At 31.2% G+C, this 23,158-nt stretch carries 13 protein-coding genes and 1 tRNA gene; 4 read left to right on the top strand and 10 right to left on the bottom strand.

Annotated elements, in window-relative coordinates; all coding sequences use genetic code 11:
- Window positions 1-23: 23 nt before the first annotated feature.
- Complete coding sequence (gene dnaN / locus HACICURV3402_RS00405) at window positions 24-1,124, bottom strand: DNA polymerase III subunit beta (RefSeq protein ID WP_157992408.1); 1,101 nt, start codon at window positions 1,122-1,124, stop codon at window positions 24-26.
- Between the two features lie 23 nt (window positions 1,125-1,147).
- Window positions 1,148-2,539 (bottom strand): chromosomal replication initiator protein DnaA, encoded by a 1,392-nt coding sequence (gene dnaA / locus HACICURV3402_RS00400; RefSeq protein WP_157992881.1) that lies wholly within the window; start codon window positions 2,537-2,539, stop codon window positions 1,148-1,150.
- A 607-nt stretch (window positions 2,540-3,146) separates the two neighbouring features.
- Between dnaA and alr the strand changes: the two genes are divergently transcribed.
- Window positions 3,147-4,217, top strand: coding sequence for an alanine racemase (alr, locus tag HACICURV3402_RS00395; protein WP_157992407.1), 1,071 nt, complete (start codon window positions 3,147-3,149; stop codon window positions 4,215-4,217).
- 1,123 nt (window positions 4,218-5,340) lie between these two features.
- On the opposite strand, the gene folD is transcribed toward alr, so the two are convergent.
- Window positions 5,341-6,204: a bifunctional methylenetetrahydrofolate dehydrogenase/methenyltetrahydrofolate cyclohydrolase FolD gene (gene folD / locus HACICURV3402_RS00390; RefSeq protein ID WP_157992406.1), complete on the bottom strand. Its 864-nt coding sequence runs from the start codon at window positions 6,202-6,204 to the stop codon at window positions 5,341-5,343.
- A gap of 1,989 nt (window positions 6,205-8,193) precedes the next feature.
- On the opposite strand from folD, the gene HACICURV3402_RS00385 reads away from it, so the two are divergent.
- Both HACICURV3402_RS00385 and rsmA read left to right on the top strand, forming a co-directional pair.
- Window positions 8,194-8,270, top strand: a tRNA-Arg gene (locus HACICURV3402_RS00385).
- Between the two features lie 1,219 nt (window positions 8,271-9,489).
- Window positions 9,490-10,293, top strand: a complete 804-nt coding sequence (gene rsmA, locus HACICURV3402_RS00380; protein ID WP_157992405.1) for a 16S rRNA (adenine(1518)-N(6)/adenine(1519)-N(6))-dimethyltransferase RsmA — start codon at window positions 9,490-9,492, stop codon at window positions 10,291-10,293.
- Window positions 10,294-10,704: 411 nt separating this feature from the next.
- Here rsmA and era read toward each other — a convergent pair whose 3' ends face one another.
- From era to coaE, 5 genes are all read right to left on the bottom strand, one after another.
- Entirely contained in the window at window positions 10,705-11,556 is an 852-nt protein-coding gene (gene era, locus HACICURV3402_RS00375; protein ID WP_157992404.1) for a GTPase Era, read from the bottom strand.
- Window positions 11,550-12,233: a ribonuclease III gene (gene rnc / locus HACICURV3402_RS00370; RefSeq protein ID WP_157992403.1), complete on the bottom strand. Its 684-nt coding sequence runs from the start codon at window positions 12,231-12,233 to the stop codon at window positions 11,550-11,552. The genes era and rnc overlap by 7 nt, the downstream gene beginning before the upstream one ends.
- Before the next feature lie 146 nt (window positions 12,234-12,379).
- Window positions 12,380-13,330 carry a signal peptidase I gene (gene lepB, locus HACICURV3402_RS00365; protein ID WP_157992402.1) on the bottom strand — a complete coding sequence of 317 codons (951 nt, stop codon included), beginning with the start codon at window positions 13,328-13,330 and terminating at the stop codon, window positions 12,380-12,382.
- 28 nt (window positions 13,331-13,358) lie between these two features.
- Window positions 13,359-15,158, bottom strand: coding sequence for a translation elongation factor 4 (gene lepA, locus HACICURV3402_RS00360; RefSeq protein WP_157992401.1), 1,800 nt, complete (start codon window positions 15,156-15,158; stop codon window positions 13,359-13,361).
- Window positions 15,159-15,922: 764 nt separating this feature from the next.
- Entirely contained in the window at window positions 15,923-16,540 is a 618-nt protein-coding gene (gene coaE / locus HACICURV3402_RS00355) for a dephospho-CoA kinase (protein ID WP_157992400.1), read from the bottom strand.
- A 1,833-nt stretch (window positions 16,541-18,373) separates the two neighbouring features.
- Between coaE and HACICURV3402_RS00350 the strand changes: the two genes are divergently transcribed.
- A complete protein-coding gene (locus tag HACICURV3402_RS00350; RefSeq protein WP_157992399.1) occupies window positions 18,374-19,507 on the top strand; it encodes an IscS subfamily cysteine desulfurase in 1,134 nt (377 codons plus the stop codon).
- Window positions 19,508-20,115: 608 nt separating this feature from the next.
- On the opposite strand, the gene nuoN is transcribed toward HACICURV3402_RS00350, so the two are convergent.
- Both nuoN and nuoM read right to left on the bottom strand, forming a co-directional pair.
- Window positions 20,116-21,555 carry an NADH-quinone oxidoreductase subunit NuoN gene (nuoN, locus tag HACICURV3402_RS00345; RefSeq protein WP_157992398.1) on the bottom strand — a complete coding sequence of 480 codons (1,440 nt, stop codon included), beginning with the start codon at window positions 21,553-21,555 and terminating at the stop codon, window positions 20,116-20,118.
- A 6-nt stretch (window positions 21,556-21,561) separates the two neighbouring features.
- On the bottom strand, window positions 21,562-23,082 hold the full coding sequence (gene nuoM, locus HACICURV3402_RS00340) for an NADH-quinone oxidoreductase subunit M (RefSeq protein ID WP_157992397.1): 1,521 nt from the start codon (window positions 23,080-23,082) through the stop codon (window positions 21,562-21,564).
- Between the last annotated feature and the right edge of the window lie 76 nt (window positions 23,083-23,158).

The following is a 23,158-nucleotide window of genomic DNA, read 5'->3' as shown; positions in this document are numbered from 1 at the left end:
TATACAATAGCACAATAAATATATTATAATCGCATGGGCATAATAACATAGCTAGCAGTTGGACTAGTCATATCTTCAATTTGAATGCTAGAAATAGAATTAGTTAGAAGGATACGCACGTTCTGACATTTTAAAGCATTTAAAGCATCTAAAACATAATTCACATTTAAACCTATTTCAAAATCACTGCCACTATATAGAGCATCTAATATCTCTTCTGCTTCTTCCTGCTCAGGGTTGTTAGCTGTAATCTTTATGTTATTTAAACTAATATATAGCCGAACTGCACGAACTTTCTCATTAGACAAAATAGCTACTCTAGACAAAGATTGTTTAAGTAAATTACAATCCGCATGTAAAATTTTATCAGGATTATTTGGCAATACACGCCTGTAATCTGGAAACCGACCATCAACTAACTTAGAAGTAAAAATAAAATTACCGGAATGTACACGAATATTATTTCTACCAATTTGTACATGTAGAAGACCTTTTCGACCATCTAAAAGACGAGCTAGTTCTATAACACCTTTACGCGGCACAATTACTGAGTAATTAGGTAATATCTTCTCTACTGACATGGAACATATTGCCAATCGATGTCCATCAGTAGAGACTGTACGTAAAATTTCACCTGAAGTTTCAAATAACATACCGTTTAAATAATAACGAACGTCTTGATGTGCCATAGAAAACTGTGTTGCATCAATCAAGCGTTTTATAACTACTTGTTGTACTGAGAATTCCACTTCACTCTTCCAATCTTCTAAATTTGGAAAAGCACTGGATGGAAGAGTCAAAAGAGAAAAACGACTACGCCCAGATTGTACCAAGATTCTTGTATCTTCCAACATAACTGTAATTTCAACGTTCTCTGGAAGGTTTCGACAAATATCAAAAAACTTACGACCCGGAATAGTAATCGCTCCTATATGATACTCCTTTTTCAATGGAAGATGCACCACCATTTCCATTTCTAAATCAGTACCAGTAAGAATTAAGCTACCTTCTCTAACCTCTAATAATAAATTACTAAGAATAGGTAACGCAGGTCGCCCTGCTAATGGACTAATTACTTGTTGTAAAGGTTTGAGTAGAAACTCGCGTTCAATAATAAATTTCATAATTAAGATAACTATTTTCTAAATCAAGAGGACAAGGTTTTAATCAGATTTGAAAAATCTTCTTGAATATCTAAACTCTCTTCATTTAATTGTTCTATTTTGCGACAAGCATGAAGAACAGTTGTGTGATCACGACCTCCAAAGGCATCACCGATTTCTGGTAAACTGTGATTTGTTAGCTCTTTAGCCATAGCCATTGCCATCTGACGAGGTCGAGCCACCGAGCGCGACCGACGTTTTGACAATAAATCAGTCACTTGAATTTGATAATATCGAGCTACCGTCTTTTGAATAGTATCAATAGTAACTAACTTATCTTGTAGGGCTAGCAAATCACGCAGAGCTTCACGCACAAAATCGATAGTTATTGCGCGTCGTGTAAATATAGAGTTAGCCATTACACGATTCAGCGCTCCTTCTAGTTCTCGCACATTAGACCGTAATTTTTTAGCAATAAAATATGCAACTTCTCCTGGCAAACAAATATTATTTTCATTAGCTTTCTTCATTAAAATTGCTATACGCATGTCAAGCTCCGGTGGATCAATAGCCACCGTTAAACCCCACCCAAAACGGGATTTTAAACGATCTTCCACTCCGTTAATTTCTTTTGGATAACGATCAGAAGTTAAAATTACCTGTTGGTTACCTTCAAGAAGTGAATTGAACGTATGAAAAAACTCTTCTTGAGATCGCTCTTTATTGGCAAAAAATTGAATATCATCAATTAATAGAGCCTTTACTGAACGGTAATAACACTTAAAAGCTTCAATTTCATTATTTTGTAGAGCCTTAACCATATCCTGAACAAAACGCTCAGAGTGCATATATACTACTTTGGAATTAGACTTAGTAGCAAGAATACTGTTCCCAACCGCATGCAAGAGATGTGTTTTACCCAGACCTGTTCCACCATAAACAAACAGAGGATTGTATAATCTACCAGGATTGGCAGCAACCTGATGAGCTGCCGCACACGCTAATTGATTAGATTTACCCTCAACAAAGTTATCAAAATTATTCTTAACATTTAAATTAGAACGATTAACAACATGAGATAACACAGTGCTACCATCCCAACGCGTACAACTTGGTATGAAAAGATTACCCGTTGTGCTCGTTATCGTCTCACTATTAGAAATACTAGATTGTCTTATAGCACGAGAGATAGATTTTCTTCCTACCTCAAATCGTAAAAAAGGAACATTTACACCACAAAAATTATTAAGAAGAGCATTTATATTAGATAGATACTTATCTCTAACCCAATCGAGTACAAAACGATTTGGTGCATATAAAGCTAATGTATTATCATTTAGCTCAGCTTGCAAGGGTCGTATCCACATGCTGAACTCGGTGGCAGGCAACTCATCCTGCAGACAGGTAAGACACTGCTTCCAAAGTATAAGTGACACGGCGAGCCCCATTGAGAAATTCCAAAAAAATACAAAAACTGAAATGAAAAATTCATTATAATTCGTGCATTTTAAAGAAAGAAAAATTAAAATTCTTATCCGATTCTTCTTATTTCTAACATCTGTGAGATGTTAGAAATAAGAAACTCTTTCTTTAACTCTTTAATAGAGAAAATATTAACGCAAAATACAACAGAGATCTTAAGTTTATCAAAAAAATAATCTTATATGTTAATAACTGAAAGAATATCCATTAGTTTAAATACTATGCTCATATAGAAAAATTCTATAGTTAACAATCCACTCAAAAATCACTTAAGAAGTAGAATAATAAATACCATTCGATCTATTTAATAGCCATTCTGGTACAATGATTTTAAACAGTTAACTTTCCACATCTAGGAATAGTATTAATAAATTCACTGTTGAACAAAATAAGTTTTATTATCAGATTTCATGCTTCACGTCTGATCGTTAATAATCTTTAAATAATTGATTTCCTTATATCTACATACCAATAAATAAAGTATTTAACATAATATAAACTCTTAAAATCATACTTAATCTCAGAGATTTCACTATTTAATTTACTACAACAGGAAGACCTATGCCTCGTCCTATTATAGCTACAATCAATCAAAATGCATTAAAACACAATCTATCTATAGCTCGTAATCTGGCTCCTTCTTCACATATTTGGGCAGTAGTGAAAGCTAATGCCTATGGACACGGTATTAAAAATGTTTGGAAAAGTCTAATCAAAGCAGATGGTTTTGCCTTGCTTAACCTAGATAAAGCAATTTTTCTTCGTGACCACGGCTGGGATAAACCAATCCTACTATTAGAAGGTTTCTTTAACTCAGATGATATAAAAATTATCCATCACTATTCCTTAACAACCGCTATACATAGTCATTGGCAAATTCAAGCACTAAAAAAAGCTAAACTATTATCTCCAGTGAATGTTTATCTTAAAATCAACTGCGGTATGAATCGCCTTGGTTTTCAACCAAATGAAATAAAGAAGATCTGGCATCAACTACGGTCATGCAAAAATATTGGCGAAGTAACCCTTATGTCACATTTCCCTGAAGCAGAAAACCCACAGGGAGTTACCGAGCCAATGAAGAGAATCACACAAGCAGCTATCGGATTAAAATGCCCGCATTCACTAGCTAACTCTGCCGCTACGCTATGGCATCCAAAGACACATTTCGACTGGATTCGCCCTGGAATTATGCTATATGGTGCCTCACCAAGTGGCGATTGGAAGCATGTTTCTCGTAGTGGCTTAAAACCAGTTATGACCCTGACAAGCAAAGTAATTGCCATACAAGAGATTCCACAAGGAGCTAGCGTAGGTTATAACCGTAACTACTGTGCACCATACAAACAACGCATCGGCATAGTTGCATGTGGATATGCTGATGGATATCCACGTCATGCTCCATCTGGAACACCGATTAAGGTCAATAACGAGATGACACAAACCATCGGATCGGTAGCAATGGACATGCTTGCTGTTGATTTAACTAACCACCCTAACACTGGTCTTGGCAGCACAGTGGAACTGTGGGGAGAAAATATAAAAATAGATGACCTTGCAGTAATAGCAAGGACCGTAGGATACGAGATTATGTGCTCACTATCCCAACGAGTACCAGTAAAACTATACTAGATTTTTATGTTATTATATCATGATTTCATTTATTAAAACCATCATGTACCATACATGGCATGAAAAATAATCTCTCATACCATTTCTTCATAATTGTGGTCTTGGTTTTTAAAAAAATAACTAGAATCCTTTTCTATAATTTATTAATAAATCCAACTTAAAAAATAACTACTAATGATTAAAAATATATGAAATAGTAAAACATATCATACTAATATAACTGACTGTTATAGATATTGTTATAGAACCTTGATCTAATGCACTCCAGTCTTTTCTACAATCATTCGCATTATGTTTATAATAAGTGATACAAAATATGTATAATATACAATTATGATTGTATATAATTACAAATTAATTATTCACTTTAATAAATAGTATGAAGTTTTCTAATATAGAAACTCAGACCAGTAAAAAATTAAAATATAACATCATTAATTCAATTAAATACAGATACATCTTCTTATCTTAAGAAGATGTGTATTATCTATTTTAAATATTTTAAAAAATTATAATTTTATTCTTTCTTAATCTATTTACTCCATTAAAGTGATCTTATGTTTTTTTAGATACAATCTAGTCTTACTCTAAAGACACAATCTTTCCTCTGGACCTAAAATGCCTATCCTTTAAAAAAATAAACCTAGTTAATATACTTCATTATCTAAAATAAGAACATCTTACAGCATATAAGTTACTACCTACGAAAATATATCAGCGAGAATTAAATAAATATTTATATCACTTCCTCATGCTTAGAGGACTGACTTATTGTAGTGATGGTACATAAAGCTATTTACTTATAGTTTAATAAAAGACGTTCTTCAGTATGAAGATGAAATGCAATTAATGGCATTATCAAAAAGTAAAATAATATAAAAGCCCCTTTTCTATCCAAAATATAAAAATTGAATATACAATAAATTTAATAAAAACACATAGCGCGTATATTGCAACATACAATATTTTTAAAACAATATAGTTAAAAAATTTTATTTAATTAAATTAAGCTCATTAGATAAATACGACGCAATAAATAATATCAGAAAAAATACTTGTCTGTAATCTGTCATAAAAAAAATTAATAAATATTAGTGACTATATCAAAATAGATGTATTTGTATCACACACTCTTGTCATTTTCTTCACAAATCTTTAATGTGTTTTGCATTAAAATAGCAACCGTCATGGGACCAACCCCTCCCGGAACTGGAGTAATCCATTCTGCTACCTTCGAAGCCTGGTCAAAATCAACATCACCAACTATATTACCATTCTTTAAACGATTAATACCAACATCAATAACAATAGCCCCTGATTTAATCCATTCACCAGAAATAAAATAAGGTTTTCCTACTGCTACAATAAGAAGATCAGCATCTTTTACATAGCGAGATAAGTTTGTCGTAAATCGATGTGTAACAGTAGTGGTGCAGCCAGCAAGCAAAAGCTCCATACTCATTGGTCGTCCAACAATATTAGAAGCGCCAACAACTACAGCATGCAAACTACATATGTCAATATTATAATAATCTAATAAGGTGATAATACCTAATGGTGTACAGGGCCTCAATATCGCTGGTGAGCGCGTACATAAACGCCCTACGTTATAAGGATGGAAACCATCTACATCCTTTAGAGGAGATATTGCCTGTATAACATGCAGTGCATTAATAGAAGGGGGTAATGGTAATTGCACTAAAATTCCATCTACATCTTCATCATAATTTAGCTTTTCAATTAAATTTAATAATTTTCTTTCACTAGTACTAATAGGCAAAAAATATGAATGTGAGAGAACACCAACTTCTGAACAAGCATGGAATTTTCTCGTAATATAAATCTTAGAAATAGGATCGGAACCTACTAAAACGACAGCAAGAGAAGGTGCCCGCTTGCCAGACTGAATCCGTCGATGAACACGCTCTGCAACCTCTTGGCGCACTTGTTTTGCAATCATTTTACCATCAATAATTTTTGCAAACATCAAAAAACAATTCCTTTGTATTATTTAAGTTTTAAAAAACCCTAAGTAAAAGAAAATACTAAAAATCAAAACCTTTTTCAGTTAGTTTATAACATTACAGATTTTATAACTATGAACAATTACTTAGTCACACCTCCGAGACACTACTTACAACTTGATATCATGTAATATATTTCTATAACCATTATTATCACTATATTAACTAATATCAATTTGCACTGGAAATCTACAGAAATATAACTATAATTTAGTTATAGACTTTTTATTTTATAAATACTTATTGTGATGTCTAACTTTTGTTATTAGACAATTAATATATAATATAGCGCATCTATAAAAAATAAAATTCATCACATATCATCTAATAATTCTTTGAATACAGAATAAATTTTCTTCATATTTCTAAATAAATCTTATTATATTCACTGATCTTCTTCATAATTTTTAGTTATAGAATTATTTATTCACTTTATTCCAATCTAATCTATATTTGTACTACAAACTTGTTCTTATATATTATTATCAACAATCTAATAAAGTAATCTAATCACATGATATTTAATAACTATCATAGTCATTCATATTACACTTAATATTTTATTACTATTAATAACTATATAAATCTTATATACCATTCTGACTTGAAGTACTAGTATAATTAATGTCATTCTAGAACCGTTAATTTTTTTCTAGAGTACTGTACAGATAGACAGATAGTATGTAAATCTCTCAACCAACACTAACAATCTCACTTAATATAATACAAGCATATTATTACCAACTACACATAAATCAAAAATAGATATAATAAAAAATATTTCTTTACAGTTCACAATCTTAAATATAACCTATCTTGTAATCATTTGTTTCTTCTTCTGTAGATGTAGAAGAAAACATTATAGATAGATCATGTTTTGAACGCTCATAAAGCTATTAAATTAAGTTGTTGAAATCACTAACTCATTATTATTCTTTAATTTTTTATGATTCTTAAAAGAAAAATATCAATTTTTTATTTTGTCTATTCAAAACAGACCTATAAACGTTAACCAATCCAATATAACTTTCGAAATTAAAGAATATAAATATATTAATCTGCATCATACCTTGTTCTAAGCAATATATCCTATTTGGTCTTTCAAGAAGCAGCATACTTAATTTGATCATTGTATACAAAATCCGTACCTAATATCTAAAACTGATTCTTTTCTAAAAAAGCATGACTAAACCACTAAATAATAACATTATACCATCGACATCTTCTTTTAAATCACTAAGTTATTATTCTACACATGCTATCGTTTTATTTTCTTATATCTCTCACCCCTTCTTTAAGATCTTTATGATTTCACAAATAATCAATATCTAAATACAACATACTGAAATAAATCCGAAATATATATTACAGGACACGCTATAAATCACTTGTATTCCTTGCATAATAAAAACCTAGATACATTATATATAATTTTCAATATTTAATTTTATTACTTGATTAAACAAATTTTACTAATTATAAATAATAAACATTATTAAATACTAAAAATATGCATAAAAAATAAAATACCTATTATTTTTTATAATAAAAATATTATGTAAATTAATTACATGATCTATTCTATCGTCTAAACTTCCCTATTCTTCTAGTTTATCACTTATGTATTTCATGAATAATATTCAATAAATGTATATAAGTATTTAAAACCTAGTTATTCTAAACTAACTATAAATAAAAATATTGATAGCTTATCAATAACCTAAGATAAAAAATTAAAATAAACGCTATTCATCACACTTCAATACTTACGACTCTCCAATTAATTAATGTAAAAAAGTTTTCTACTATCTTCCAAAAAAATAAAAACTACTAGATAGATAAAATTAGTATAATAGATGAAAATTAAACATCAAGATATATTAATCTAGATATTGTCAGAGTAAATACTTGACTAAATAAAATTTAATCGTTTACAATCTTAAGGTAATTATGCGCCCTTAGCTCAGCTGGATAGAGCACCGGCCTTCTAAGCCGTAGGTCACAGGTTCGAATCCTGTAGGGCGTGCCACTGAGTCTCGTCAGTATAAAAAAATATAAATCATCTATATTAGATAGTATCTTAAATCTATATTAAAAATATAAAAAGAAATACAGATCAAAGTATACTTTATGAAATTAATATCTCGATTATATTATTTCATATATATAAAATCAAATGTCTTCTAGAAGCAGGTCTTCTCACATAAAACAACAGAACAATCTTAATACATTTTTTATTACAATATTAGAATTTTATGCTGACGTAGTAGCATGATTAGATTTATAATCTACTCTAATATGTCAATATAATTCTTATATAAATATAAGATTGTGAGATCTATGCAGCTATATATAAATACACTAAATATACAATAAAAACCATAATTCAATTATATGATATATTTAAAAAATAAAAAACACCTTAGATATAAGGATTACATTCATTCGATTATCATAAACTATAAGGTTACCGTTATAAATATAAAAATCTAATAATCTTATTTATTTAGATACGTAATAATTTTAATTAGATTTAAAATTCACATATTCCTTGAATATTTAAAATAATTTCATATTTTACAAATGAAATATATATTGATTCTGTACATATTTTATATGTTTTAAATATCATTCATCTATAATTATCTTTGATCAAGTAAAATTCAATGTACCTGGAAAATATACTCACTATTTCACATAAAACATATTAACTAACAGATATAATAGAATCAAAATTCTTGTAAACCTAAGAAACATGGATAATATTTCTAATTAAATAAATTCGTAAATTCTGATATTAATAAAAAAACTAATTAAAAAATAATAACTAATTCAATAGTAACTAAATAACTAATGAATTTCCAAAAGAATCAATCTTTAACTCCATTGACCTCTGGTAAAATTTACATATCAATAAAATATGCTACTTACTTCGTGTAATGTTTCTTGCCCAGAAACATATTCACCCCAATAATGAAAAAATCTCGATAAAAATATATAACCAAGCTACTTCCTAAATGAAATTAAAATTAATTAAATCATTTTACCTATAAAAAAAGTAGAGAATTTTCCCTCTAATACGGTACAAGAACAACATGACTAACCAATCAAATGCTTTCTAAAATACTTTCTATTAAATATAATATCAATCCACTGAATAATTAAAATGATCTACCTGGAGATAGAATTAAAAACTGAAATATAAAATTGCAAATACCTCTCCAGGTCATTCATGTAAAGAAAATATAATGAAATATCAAGTTTATCAAGGTCACTGTATACGTAAGCGATTTGGACAAAACTTTCTCAAAAATCAATATTATATCAACGAAATTATACATGCAATTAACCCACAATATGATGAGTTATTACTTGAGATCGGACCTGGTCTTGGTGCGCTTACTCATAAGGTGGGAAAAAAAGTCACGAACTTAGTAGTAGTTGAAATCGATAGGGATCTAGCATTGTATCTAAAAAATCATCCCACTCTTGGACCAAAATTAATTGTGTTTCAACAAGATATTCTCACTTTTGATTTCAAAGATTTTTCAAAAAAACAAGGACAATTACTTCGCGTATTTGGTAATTTACCCTATAACATCTCTACACCATTACTCTTCTCACTCTTTACGCAAATCAGCGTGCTTCAAGATATGCACCTTATGCTACAAAAAGAGGTGGCGAATCGCCTTATAGCCAAACCAGGAAATAAAAACTATGGTCGACTGTCAGTTATGGCACAATATTACTGTCATATAACTCCCATTATCACAATTCCATCAATAGCTTTTATTCCCTCTCCAAAAGTAGAATCTACCATGGTGCGTTTTCTCCCTAGAGAAAAAAGATATCACTCAACATTCAGTACACAGGCGCTATACCGTATTACCACTGCGGCTTTTGGTCAGCGTCGCAAAACATTAAGAAATAGCCTATGCAAGTTTTTCTCTGATGAAGCCTTATTATCAATAAATATTTCACCGACATTACGAGCAGAAGATGTCACTATCAGACAGTATTGTCAGCTAACTAATTTATGGATATCGCAGTAAATGATATGTTCAAAGTATATTAACTAGATACATCAATGATATTAAATGTTAAAATATGAAAAAATGATAGAATCTTTAATATTCAGAAAATTTTCCTTTCTCAATAAAAAAGAACATCAATATAAAACTTAAAATACTTTCATAGTATTTATATATAAATAAATATTATTTGATCATCATTATATGATAACTATATTTTTTGATAAAAAATTCTACTACATTGCATACGCAACAGATTTAATAATAAATAAAATTATATTAAACTTATTTTTATCATAAAATATATCATGTCAGATTTATTAAAATAAATAAAATAATACACTTAATATGATTACCATCAACCTTTTACTGCTACCACTCTTTAACGATCGAAATCTGACTAAGGTGAAATATCGACAAATCACTGTCTATTTAACACGGTTTTACTTGAACCCATAAATCCAAATAAACAGTTACTTTAAAGAATGACTCCATATCTTTGCGTGCGGTCATTCCAATAGTTTTAATCTTACTTCCTCCCTTTCCAACTACTATATTTTTTTGACTTTTATGGCGAACTAATAACATACCAGAAATATTCAGATGGCCATTCTTCTCTACAGAAAACTTGTTAATCTTAACTGTAATGATCGAAGGTAACTCAAAACCAAGAAAACGTATAAGTTTTTCACGAATAATTTCGGAACACATAAATATTTGAGAACTATTCGTAATAGATTTGTCTGGGAAATAATGCTCTGATTGTGGAAGATATTTTTGCACTATACTAGAGACAATATTAATATTACTAGATTTTGTAGCAGAAATAGGCACTATCTCTACAAAATTTCGCTTCTGGACCAGATAATGTAAGTATGGTAATAAAGTGTGTTTATCAGAAATCCTATCCACTTTATTGATTACTAATAATACAGATTCTTGTTCTTTTAACCTACTCATGACCATTTGATCAGCAGCAGTCCAACGCGTTCCTTCTATTACAAAAATAACCAAAGATACACCATCTAGAGCTCTGATGACAGTACGATTTATAGCGCAATCAACAATTTGATTCTCTTTACAATACAATCCCGGTGTATCAATATAAATAGACTGATATAATCCCTCAGTATGTATACCACAAATACGATAACGAGTAGTATTGGGCTTAGATGATGTAATAGACACTTTATTATGGACAAGCCGATTCAACAACGTTGATTTACCTACATTTGGGCGACCTACAATAGCAATAAATCCTGCATAAGTAATAAAATTTAACATTTCATACCTAAATAACGTAAAGCCTTTTCTGCTGTTGCTTGCTCAGCTTTCCGTCGACTTGACCCGACCCCAACAACCAAATCCAATATGCCATTCACCTGGCAGTGAATAATAAATTGCTGATTATGATCTTGACCGTTCACTTCTACCACTACATAATTCGGCAAAGGTAGATGGTGAGCTTGTAGGAACTCTTGCAAGCGGGTCTTTGGATCTTTTTGTTTAGATTCAGAACTAATGCTATTTAAGCGACAATCATACCATCTAAGAATCATTTGTTCTACTCTATTAATATCACTATCTAGAAAAACTCCCCCAATCAACGCTTCAACAGCATTAGATAAAATAGATTGACGCCGAAATCCACCGCTTTTTAGTTCGCCAGGACCAAGACGTAAATACGATCCTAAATCCAAATCCATTGCTATAGAAAATAAAGTATCACCACAAACCAAAGAAGAGCGCATTCGACTCAGATTACCTTCATTTACAGATTCAAATCTATGATATAGAGCAAAAGTTATAACATAACTTAATATTGAGTCACCAAGGAACTCTAATCGTTCGTTATTACGACCACTACTACTACGATGAGTCAAGGCTTCTTCTAATAGTTGAAGGCTAGTAAAAGTATATCCTATCTTTCTTTGTAGATGATTGATTTTTTTTAGATTCATGCTTTACCAACTTCTATTAATATTATGCTATAATCTCATAAATCTAAAAAAAATTCTAGTATCACTCCTCTCTTCTTATTATAAAAAAGCTCTACTATATAGTAATGCAGTCATCACCTATATTTGTTACTCGACAAATGACAATATTACTGAATCATACCAATGCGTCTAAAAGCTAATCCAGTAGGCCATTGACCTATCTGCTTATCTATGCTCATCCAAATAACAATTGCTTTACCAATTAAATGATCTTCAGAAACAAAACCCCAAATACGACTATCAGAGCTATTATCACGATTATCACCCATAACAAAGTACATCTTTTCAGGTACAAACCAGCTTAACGGAATTTCCTCTCTCTTCTGAGGAATTGATCTAAGATCACTTTTTTCCCAATGTGATAATAAAATGCGATGCGACATATTATCAATAGTTTCATTACGAATTGTTATATGTAACCCCTCTAAATATAAATCATTCGATAATAACTGATCAAAGGTATGATCTAGTACATTAGTGCTAAATTTACTTACAATCCTATCATTCTCTCTGTCATTAGAATAAGTGACTTTGATCAAACCATCACAGTCTTTCTTGTTAACACAAGACGATATAATAGATAATGTCTTTTGAATAGGATTATAATCTACTCGGTCACCTGGCAAACCAATTATACGTTTAATATAATCTTGTCTTGGGTTTTTCGGATACTGAAATACTACGATATCACCACGCTTTGGGTGACTAGTTTTAATCAAAACAGTATTAGTTATCGGATCTCGTAAACCATAAGCATACTTTTCTACCAGAATAAAATCGCCTATCAACAAAGTTGGTATCATAGATCCAGATGGAATATAAAATGGTTCAAATATGAATGAGCGCATGATAAAAACTAAAAGAAGAACCGGAAATATCGATGCAATGGCTTCTTTTAATCCCCCTCTCCCTTTTTCTGTAGTAATCTCCATGGCCTTACGTTGCCCTTCTGTATTCTTTCTATATCTATATTGAACAGCTTTTATTCTATTAATACACCAGATAATACCAGAACCCAGGGTACTAATTGCTAAAAATACAGCAAATATATGCGCCATTTTATATCCTCTAAACCCATGATACCCTCTATGAACCATCCTTATTAAGATTCATTATCGCAAGAAATGCTTCCTGAGATAATTCAACCTGACCGATCTTTTTTAATCTTTTCTTCCCATCTGTCTGTTTCTTTAACAGCTTTTTCTTGCGACTAACATCGCCACCATAACATTTTGCAAGAACATTTTTTCTTAATTGTTTCACTGAAGATCGAGCAATAATATGACTACCAATAGCCGCTTGAATAACAATCTCAAACTGCTGTCGTGAGATAAAATGTGAAATTTTATCTATCAAAATACGACCACAACGATATGCATCATTGCGATGAGCCATAATAGATAAAGCATCAATACGATCACCATTAATAATTAAGTCAACACGAACAAGATCAGCAAGCATAAATTTTTTAAAATTATAATCCAGTGACGCATACCCTCGCGACGTAGATTTAAGATGATCAAAAAAATCAAGAATCACCTCAGACATAGGAATATCATAAGTTAAAGATATGTGAAGATCATGATAAAGCATGCGTGTTTGTACACCACGTTTTTTGATACACAGCGTCATAACATTACCAAGATACTTCTGAGGAACTAAAATATTACACTCAGCAATGGGCTCGCGCAACTCTGCAATATGATTAGCTAACGGCATCTTAGATGGATTATCTATATGAATAATCTGTCCATTAATCATCTTTACTTCATACACTACCGTTGGAGCTGTAGTAATTAACTCAAGACGATACTCACGCTCTAAACGCTCACGAATAATTTCCATATGAAGCAAACCAAGAAAACCACAACGAAAACCACACCCAAGAGCAATAGAGCTTTCAGTTTCATAGACTAAAGAAGAGTCATTTAAACGGAGTTTACCTAAGGCGTCCCGAACAGATTCATAATCATTAGATCGTAGAGGAAACAGGCCAGCATAAACCTGGGGTTTAACTTTTTTAAAACCAATTAGAGCACTCTCTGCGCCATGGTTCGCTGATGTTAATGTATCACCTACTGGCGCTCCAAAAATATCTTTAATTGCACAAACTAACCATCCCACTTCCCCACAACGAAGAGAATCAGTATCTTTACGCTTGGGAGTAAAAACCCCTAAACGATCTGTCGTATAAACCTGACCAGTACTCATTACCCTGATTTTTTCTCCTTTAGACAAAGTACCATTTTTAATACGCACTAGTGAAACGACACCAAGATAATTATCAAACCAAGAATCAATAATTAATGCCTGTAAGGGTCTATTAGGCCCTCCTTCTGGAGGAGGAATATCACGCACTAAACGCTCTAGTACATCAGGAACTCCAACACCTGTTTTTGCTGAACAACAAACAATATCATCTATATTAATTCCGATAACATTATGAATTTCTTTTAAAACCCGACCTGGATCAGCTGTAAGTAAATCTATTTTGTTTAAAACTGGTATCACCGATAAATGCATTTCCATGGCACTATGAAAATTAGCTACAGTTTGAGCCTCTACCCCTTGTGCAGCATCAATAACAAGAAGTGCGCCTTCACAAGCAGATAAAGAGCGCGAAACTTCATATGCAAAATCTGCATGACCAGGCGTATCAATAAAATTTAACTGATACGTGTGCGCATCTCCCGCTTGATAACTCAGAGTAACACTTTGTGCTTTAATAGTAATCCCGCGTTCACGTTCTAAATCCATAGAATCTAAAACTTGATCCGCCATCTCGCGCTCACTTAACCCGCCACATAACTGAATCAAACGATCAGACAACGTTGACTTTCCATGATCAATATGGGCAATAATAGAAAAATTTCGTATATAATTCATATAGTATATAAAATTTCACAATGCTTCTTTTTTTATAGATAAGAAACACGCTTGAAATCTTTCAGTCCTTCTAATGATCAAAAATTCTCTAATAAAAATCGAATAATATTAACTAAAAAAATTATTGGAAAACCTCAATATTTAGATCTGAGAAAAATTCAATTCTCTGGATCTAAGTTTATTTATCAACACCTTTCTTATAGCACTATCGATGCTCTAAAGAAATATTTTAGCTTCCAGTAATGAATTTATTCTAAACATCTATGATAAGACTACATAACAGATAAATTATCTCCTATCATATCTCTTATACACCGATAAAACTAAGAAAATAACTAAATTCTTCTTAATAAACAATGATAGAACATGAAAATTCTACCTCTCATGACTAACCAATCATAAAATCAATTATTATTAATCATTTATAAAAAAATGAACATACATACCAACAAAAATATGCTCATCTAAGCTATTGTCGATTACTTAATTAAACAATGCTGTAATCATTTACGATCAAAATCAAAATTACCGAAAATCTAATCAAATAAAGATATTATAATGAACAATATCCCACACAATATACAAGTCTGCGAAATAATAAAAAATTAATACATTATTTTATATAAAATATAAAGATCTATATATTCTTTGTCTCTAGCGTCAACGATCTAGCAAGAATAAAAATATAACCATAAAATTATCACTAAATTATAATCGATAAGTTCATTAACATTTAACATAGTCGCATTCATAAATAACAATAATCATAATAAATACTTATTCCGGGATTCTGCTAAAGATAAATAATATTTATGTAATGCAAGAACCTTGGTTTTTAATGTATCTAATGAACCGCTATTATCTATAATATCATCTGCTACAGATATTCGTGCAAAACGATCAGCCTGAATAGACATAATCTTTTCAATGTGCTCAGGCTGAATATTACCACGCATCATTGTTCTATCTAATTGAATAATAGGATCTACATCCACTAATAACACGCGATCAACATAATTCTGTAAGCTATTTTCTACTAGTAACGGCACAACCCATAAAGACCACATTGAGCGTGAGTGCAGCAACTGTTGATAAGCAATCCTACGAATAGTAGGATGTAACAGATTGTTAATCCATTCTCTGTCATTACTTGAGTTACAAATCTTATCACGCAGAAAGATCCGATTAAGAAAACCATTTTTCATTAGTATGTCATTACCAAAATATGCATGAAGTGCTAATAAGTCTGGCTGACCGGGAGTCAATACTTGACGGGCAATAATATCTGAATCAATAACATTGATACCTAAATTAGAAAAGATATGTGCAACAGTACTCTTTCCACTCCCTATACCTCCAGTTAAAGCTACAGTATAAGACATAGATCTTAGTTCTCTTTATTAAAAATATACATCATGACTTCCGGAACACTATAAGCATTAGTATTAGAAACGCTATAGAATATTATAACTTGAAAATACTCTCTATCATTTAACATATCCCGACCATACAATCGACTAACAAGTATTCTTTCTAAGACTACTTATAAAAATATTTACAAATAACTATTTACCAGACTGATAAGAAATCATTCTTAATCACTGGATCCAAAATTATTCCTTCTATAAACCAGTTCATTATCTATCAAACTAGAATCTTAGAAAACTTATTCTAAGTCTAAATAACAATAATAACCACATCAATAATTGAATTGTGTTAAAATGTATAAAATTATCTTAAATATGGAATTTCTAATGGAGTCATCCATTACAGATGACTACATAGTTTATTTAACAGAGGCATCTATGGACAAAAATAATCATGTATTCGCTATATAAATTACACCTTAAATAGAATGATATTCTTCTATCAATCCTCTCTTCAAGAAATCATAATATGATTTACACAAGTTTAAATTATCGATTTAATATAAAAACTCAATAAATACCTCGTAAAAAAGAAACATCATTAATCATTCATCACATCCTAACTACTACATTAATATCCAGAATGAACATATGATTAAAGTCTAAAGTAATAACATAATTATTCAAATACTTAGATAATGAACTCATGCTATCTTAATCTAAAAAAACTCAAATTTCAATAATTCATAATAAAACATACTATGAATATAAAAACACATTTCAAATGTAATCATATCTAACTTTCTATGTCTATTACGTATCTAACAAAAGGTGATGATTATGACCTCCATAATAATATGTATATTTTCATATAATAATACACTAACCGATCTTTCATCTACTTAACTGAATAAAGATATGATCAATCTAGTTAAAAGAATGTAGATAAAAATTTCATAGAAACCGTCTTTAATAAAAGTATTATTCAATAATCATTTGATTTTCCTCAATAAAATTAACAAATTAAATGATAATAATCATTCAATATATCTATATGAGCCATCTATTAGATGATACTTCATGTAAAGTAATTATCAATTATTCACACTAAACTTATTATATGATAAGTATTAAAAATACTACTAAATCTATATTATCCAAATACTTGATAAATTTAATAAGGAATGTCACACTAAACATATCTTACTATATCTACTTATTTCATAATAACTTAGGCCATATATATTAGTGAGGCTCAGATCTAAAGACCGTTGCGCTTTTACTTCTGTGCTGGATATTACATTACATGCTCATGAATAGCTAGCTATACCTAACAAATATCTCCAAACGAGAAGACATATCTCTATAGTATCTCGAGAAACTATTCTCATGTCTACGCAGACATGGACTTGTATCTAGTGTCCGAGGACCCAATTGAGGAATATTTTCTTTGTCAATCATCCGATATCATCATAGAAGGAACAATAATTTCTTCTGTAGATATAGCATTAGATTTGATAAAGTGTCAAGGCAAAGAAAACTGTCAAAGTAGGTCATCATGCTTAACGCCTTTATTATAACGTCACGTCAGTAAAGGTATTAACGATTCCTTCAATAGAATCATCTTCTTTGAACTAATTAAGAATCAAGATGTTCTTAACATACTCGCTAAGCAAAATAAACATATCATACCACATGTCATTGAATAACAATTCAATATGATTTTCTCTATATTTAATACTTAAAAATCCTTACTAAGTAATCTTTTTCACAGTATATTCTGCATAAAGACTATGACAATAGTATCAATTAACAAAACCTAAAATCCATCATAGAGCCTGCTAAATAATGAAATTACCCATTTATCTAGATTACTCATCTACTACACCAGTTGATCCAGTCGTAGCAAACAAAATGATGCATTACCTTACTTTAGATGGAACCTTTGGTAACCCTGCATCACGATCACACCGTTATGGTTGGCAAGCAGAAGAAGCTGTCGATATTAGTCGCCACCAAATTGCAACAGTTGTATGTGCAGACTCACAAACAATTATTTTCACTTCTGGTGCGACTGAATCTAATAATCTAGCGCTCAAGGGAGCGGCATTCTCTTACCAAAATAAAGGTCGACATATTATTACCTCTACGATTGAACATCAATCTGTACTCAAGAGCTGTAAACAGCTAGAAAATGAAGGGTTCACTGTCACATATATCCAGCCTGATCATTCTGGAAGGATCAGTATGAAAAATTTAAAAAATGCGATACGTAATGATACCATACTTATATCCATAATGCACGTAAATAATGAGATTGGTGTGATCCAGGACATCTCTTCTATAGGAAAATTATGCCATGAATGCGGCATTATCTTCCATGTAGATGCGGCTCAAAGTGCTGGAAAAATACCTATTCTACTAAACCAATTAAACATTGATCTCATGTCGCTCTCTTCTCATAAAATTTATGGACCAAAAGGAATTGGCGCGCTCTTTGTGCGCAATCAACCACCTGTGTATCTTGCAACACAAATCCACGGAGGAGGCCAAGAAAAAGGACTACGATCTGGAACACTTCCAGTACATCAAATTGTGGGAATGGGCGAAGCTTATTACATTGCAAACAATGTAATGTCTGATGATATAAAACGTATCCGAAAATTACGCGATCAATTATGGGAAGGAATTCGGCATATTAAATCAATTACTCGAAATGGATCTCTAGATCATGACTCAGGACATATACTTAATATTAGTTTTGAAAATGCTAACCCAGAAACGCTTGTAATGAATCTATCAAATCTAGCTGTTTCAACTGGATCAGCCTGCCGCTCCTCAATGATAATCCCATCATATGTCTTACAAGAAATCGGAGTCAGCGATCCCATAGCGCGTAGATCCATACGATTTTCTCTTGGCCGTTTTTCTACTAAAGAAGAAATTAATTACGTTATTAATCTAATACATCAAGTAATGTAATTAAACTTAAACCATATGGATTCGCATCAATAACTGTTCTAATTACTATATATTAGAATCTTTATAAGAAAACTTCATATCAAATCATATAATTATCAAATCATACGCTAACACCACCTCCTAGGTAGGAATCTATTATTTTAATATAAACATCCGGTGTGACAAAAAACCATGGCTCTATAAAGAAAATCGATATAAATCTCATTCCAACTTCAAAAATGTTCAACAAGAGATTACAGTTAATAAATATCAAAAGAGATTTCAAATTAATGCTACTATAGATTTTAGAGTAAAATATACATATATCTAAAAAAATCAAACATGGTATTAAAATACTAAACACTAAAACCCAACTTAGTTAAAGAAAAATGTACCTCTTATCAAGAAATAATGCCTAATGCATCTTGGTATACTATAGCAACTTTAATATCGTCTTCTCTTCTGCAATCAATACACTTATCCAAATCACAATACAATCCATTGCTAAGAATCTTAGATCTGTATTCTATGTAAGAATGCACTTAAAAGATTTAAATATTTTTAAACTCACTCGATATTTCTTCTTCAATCTAAAAGATTAATTTTCTTAATGAGAACTAAACCTTTATTTATACTAAAAAAATTAATGACTGTGGATATACTCCATATAGTAACACTAAAACAACTGACACTATTACAACCACTCCGGATAAAGTAAAGACCCAATTAGTTGAAGAACAAGCAGGCTGCAAAATATCAGAGGAAACCATATAAAGACTTACGATGACACGAAAATAAGAATAAACACCAATAATACTACCTACAATTAATGTACTAATCAGCCACCACAAGTGCGCGCCTAAAGAAACAACAATAACATAGAACTTACCGATAAACCCTACGGTCATCGGAATACCTGCCAATGATAACATCATTATAGTCATGAGGCCCGCAAGTAAAGGATCTCGCCAAAACAAACCACGATAATCATCAAGTGATGGATTATGTGAACCCACCGATGAAGTCGACATTACGTTAATTAAACCAAAAAGACCTATACTGTTGATAAGATATCCAACAAAATAGAAACGTACAGCCTCTTGTGCAATCTGAGAAAACTGTAATGCAATGAGAGGAAGCAATAAATATCCTATATGAGAAACAGATGAATAGGCCAATAAACGCTTGATATTACTCTGTCTACTTGCCATCAAATTACCACACAATATTGAGGCTATTGAAAGAATACTAAATACCATCCGTATAGCTTGAGTATGCATTAAAGAAGAAGAAATAAATAAACGCATTAAAACACAAAAAATGGCAATTTTACTGGCGCTTGCTAAAAAATTTACAACTGGAGTAGGCGCACCCTCGTAAACATCTGGAGTCCAAAGGTGGAATGGCGCTAAAGAAAGCTTAAAACAAAAACTAACAAACATACAACCAAATCCAACCATAAGAAATGGTTGAGCAAGTACACTAGAATTGATATCAACTCCTAAGTTTTTAAAACTAAAACTACCTGTATACGAATATATTAATGCCATACCAAAAAGTAAAAATGAGGATGCCGCAACAGATAGTATTGTATATTTAAGAGACGCTTCTAAAGACCGCAAATTTGGAATTGTATACCCTACTAACCCAAACAATGGTAATGACATTAATTCCACACCAATAAACAAAGAAATAAGATGATTAGAATAAGTCAAAACAACAGCACCAAGTGTTGATAGTAAAACTAAAAGATAAAATTCTTCCCGATTTCCCGGATAAACAACAAGCCAGCGATAAGAAAAAACACAAGTTGATAAACTTGCTAAAATTACTAAAAAAGTATAAAAAATAGAATGATAATCTATCTGGAAAAATGGAATTATCTCTACATCTATCAAAGGAGTAATAAAATACAAGGAACACAAAGAAAGAATCAAGCTACTAACTACGAACATAAAAGTTATAAAGTGGTTCCTCTTTAATGAAAGAGTTAGAAGAATTATTACTACTCCTATTCCGAGAATTAATAGTGGAAGCAACATTGTCAATTGTTGGGTCAAAATTGTCATAGCAACTTACAACCTTATAACTGAAATAGAAGAGGTCAACCAATTATGAATATTCATCATTCCAGAATAAGAGATATTTAATATCGGTTGGGGATACATACCTAAACATAACGACAATATCACGAACGTTAAAATCATTAGATATTCCCTTGGTGACATTCCCGACAACGGAGTCTGTAATTTCACTGCTCCATAATAAACACGTTTCATCATAAATAAAGAGTATACTGCAGTAAATATCAAACTACATGTAGCAATAATACTAAAAATAGGAGCAGAATGAAAGCTACCAACTAAAATCATAAATTCACCAATAAAATTACCTGTCCCCGGTATACCAATATTAGCCATAACAAAAAATAAAGAAAATCCTGGTAACCATTTTATACGCGACCATAAACCACCCATCTCGCGCATATCACGAGTATGTAAGCGTTCATATATTTGCCCACATAAAATAAATAACGCTGAAGCAGATAGACTATGTGCGATCATCTGAATTACTGCTCCCTGATATGATAAAAAACTATTAGAATAAATGGCTATTAATAAAAATCCCGTATGAGAAATAGAAGAATAAGCGAGCCAACGCTTCATATCATTTTGAGAAAAAGCTAAAAAAGCACCGTAAAAAATACTGACTACTCCTAAAGACATAGCGATGGGAGAAAATTCAAATGAAGCACGAGGAAACAGTGGTAATACAAAACGCAGCAAACCATAAGCAGAAGTTTTCAATAATATTCCTACTAGATCAACTGAGCCACCTGTTGGAGTCTGAGTATGAGTGTCTGGCAACCAACCATGTAAAGGTACAATGGGCATTTTGATAGAAAACGCAATAAAAAAACCAATCATTAATAACCTTTCAACTCCAGGTGACATAGGAGTATTTAATAAATGTTCATAATTAAATGTCCATTCACCGGTTGCGTGATAGTGAGTTATAACTAGTCCTAAAATAGAAATCAACATCAGCAATCCGCTCAGTTGAGTATAAATTAAAAACTTAGTTCCAGATGTAACACCTATCTTACTAACTACGTCTTTATGACCCCATATGATAATAATCAAATACATAGGGACCAAAATCATCTCCCAAAACAATAAAAATAAAAACAAATCAATAGACAAAAATACACCAATTACACCAGATAAAATCCACAATAAATTAAAATGAAAAAACCCATGTAATTTCTTAATTTCATTCCATGCACATAAAGTGGCCATAATTCCCACAATACTTGTTAAGACGATCATAATTAATGACAAACCATCTAGAGCTAAATGAAAATTAATACCAAAACGAGGAATCCACTGGGTAGAAAACTCATGTTGCCACTGAGCATGTCCCGAAGTCTGCAATAATCCATAACTACCAAGAGCCCATGACAAAATAGATAAGATTAATATGAAACCCATGACCATTAAGGCAATCCAGCGTGGTTTCTTCTCTCCAAATTGTTCGGAATACCAGCAGCAAACACCGCCAAACAAGGGTAGCGCAATAAGCCAAGGCAATAACATAAAAGTTTTTTTCCTATTATTATTCTAAATAATAAACCTTTCTATTTACAATAAAATTGTCTGCTTATGACTACAT

The organism is Candidatus Erwinia haradaeae, assembly GCF_900698925.1.
Classification (GTDB): Bacteria; Pseudomonadota; Gammaproteobacteria; order Enterobacterales; family Enterobacteriaceae; genus Erwinia_E; species Erwinia_E haradaeae_I.
The sequence above is the reverse complement of the archived record's forward strand: the minus strand, read 5'-3'. Positions and strand labels throughout refer to the sequence as shown.

Excerpts from the sequence above, each read along its gene's own strand:
- dnaN (WP_157992408.1), bottom strand. The coding sequence starts at position 1,124 with ATGAAATTTATTATTGAACGCGAGTTTCTACTCAAACCTTTACAACAA.
- alr (WP_157992407.1), top strand. The coding sequence starts at position 3,147 with ATGCCTCGTCCTATTATAGCTACAATCAATCAAAATGCATTAAAACAC.
- folD (WP_157992406.1), bottom strand. The coding sequence starts at position 6,204 with ATGTTTGCAAAAATTATTGATGGTAAAATGATTGCAAAACAAGTGCGC.
- rsmA (WP_157992405.1), top strand. The coding sequence starts at position 9,490 with ATGAAATATCAAGTTTATCAAGGTCACTGTATACGTAAGCGATTTGGA.
- era (WP_157992404.1), bottom strand. The coding sequence starts at position 11,556 with ATGTTAAATTTTATTACTTATGCAGGATTTATTGCTATTGTAGGTCGC.
- rnc (WP_157992403.1), bottom strand. The coding sequence starts at position 12,233 with ATGAATCTAAAAAAAATCAATCATCTACAAAGAAAGATAGGATATACT.
- lepB (WP_157992402.1), bottom strand. The coding sequence starts at position 13,330 with ATGGCGCATATATTTGCTGTATTTTTAGCAATTAGTACCCTGGGTTCT.
- lepA (WP_157992401.1), bottom strand. The coding sequence starts at position 15,158 with ATGAATTATATACGAAATTTTTCTATTATTGCCCATATTGATCATGGA.
- coaE (WP_157992400.1), bottom strand. The coding sequence starts at position 16,540 with ATGTCTTATACTGTAGCTTTAACTGGAGGTATAGGGAGTGGAAAGAGT.
- HACICURV3402_RS00350 (WP_157992399.1), top strand. The coding sequence starts at position 18,374 with ATGAAATTACCCATTTATCTAGATTACTCATCTACTACACCAGTTGAT.
- nuoN (WP_157992398.1), bottom strand. The coding sequence starts at position 21,555 with ATGACAATTTTGACCCAACAATTGACAATGTTGCTTCCACTATTAATT.
- nuoM (WP_157992397.1), bottom strand. The coding sequence starts at position 23,082 with ATGTTATTGCCTTGGCTTATTGCGCTACCCTTGTTTGGCGGTGTTTGC.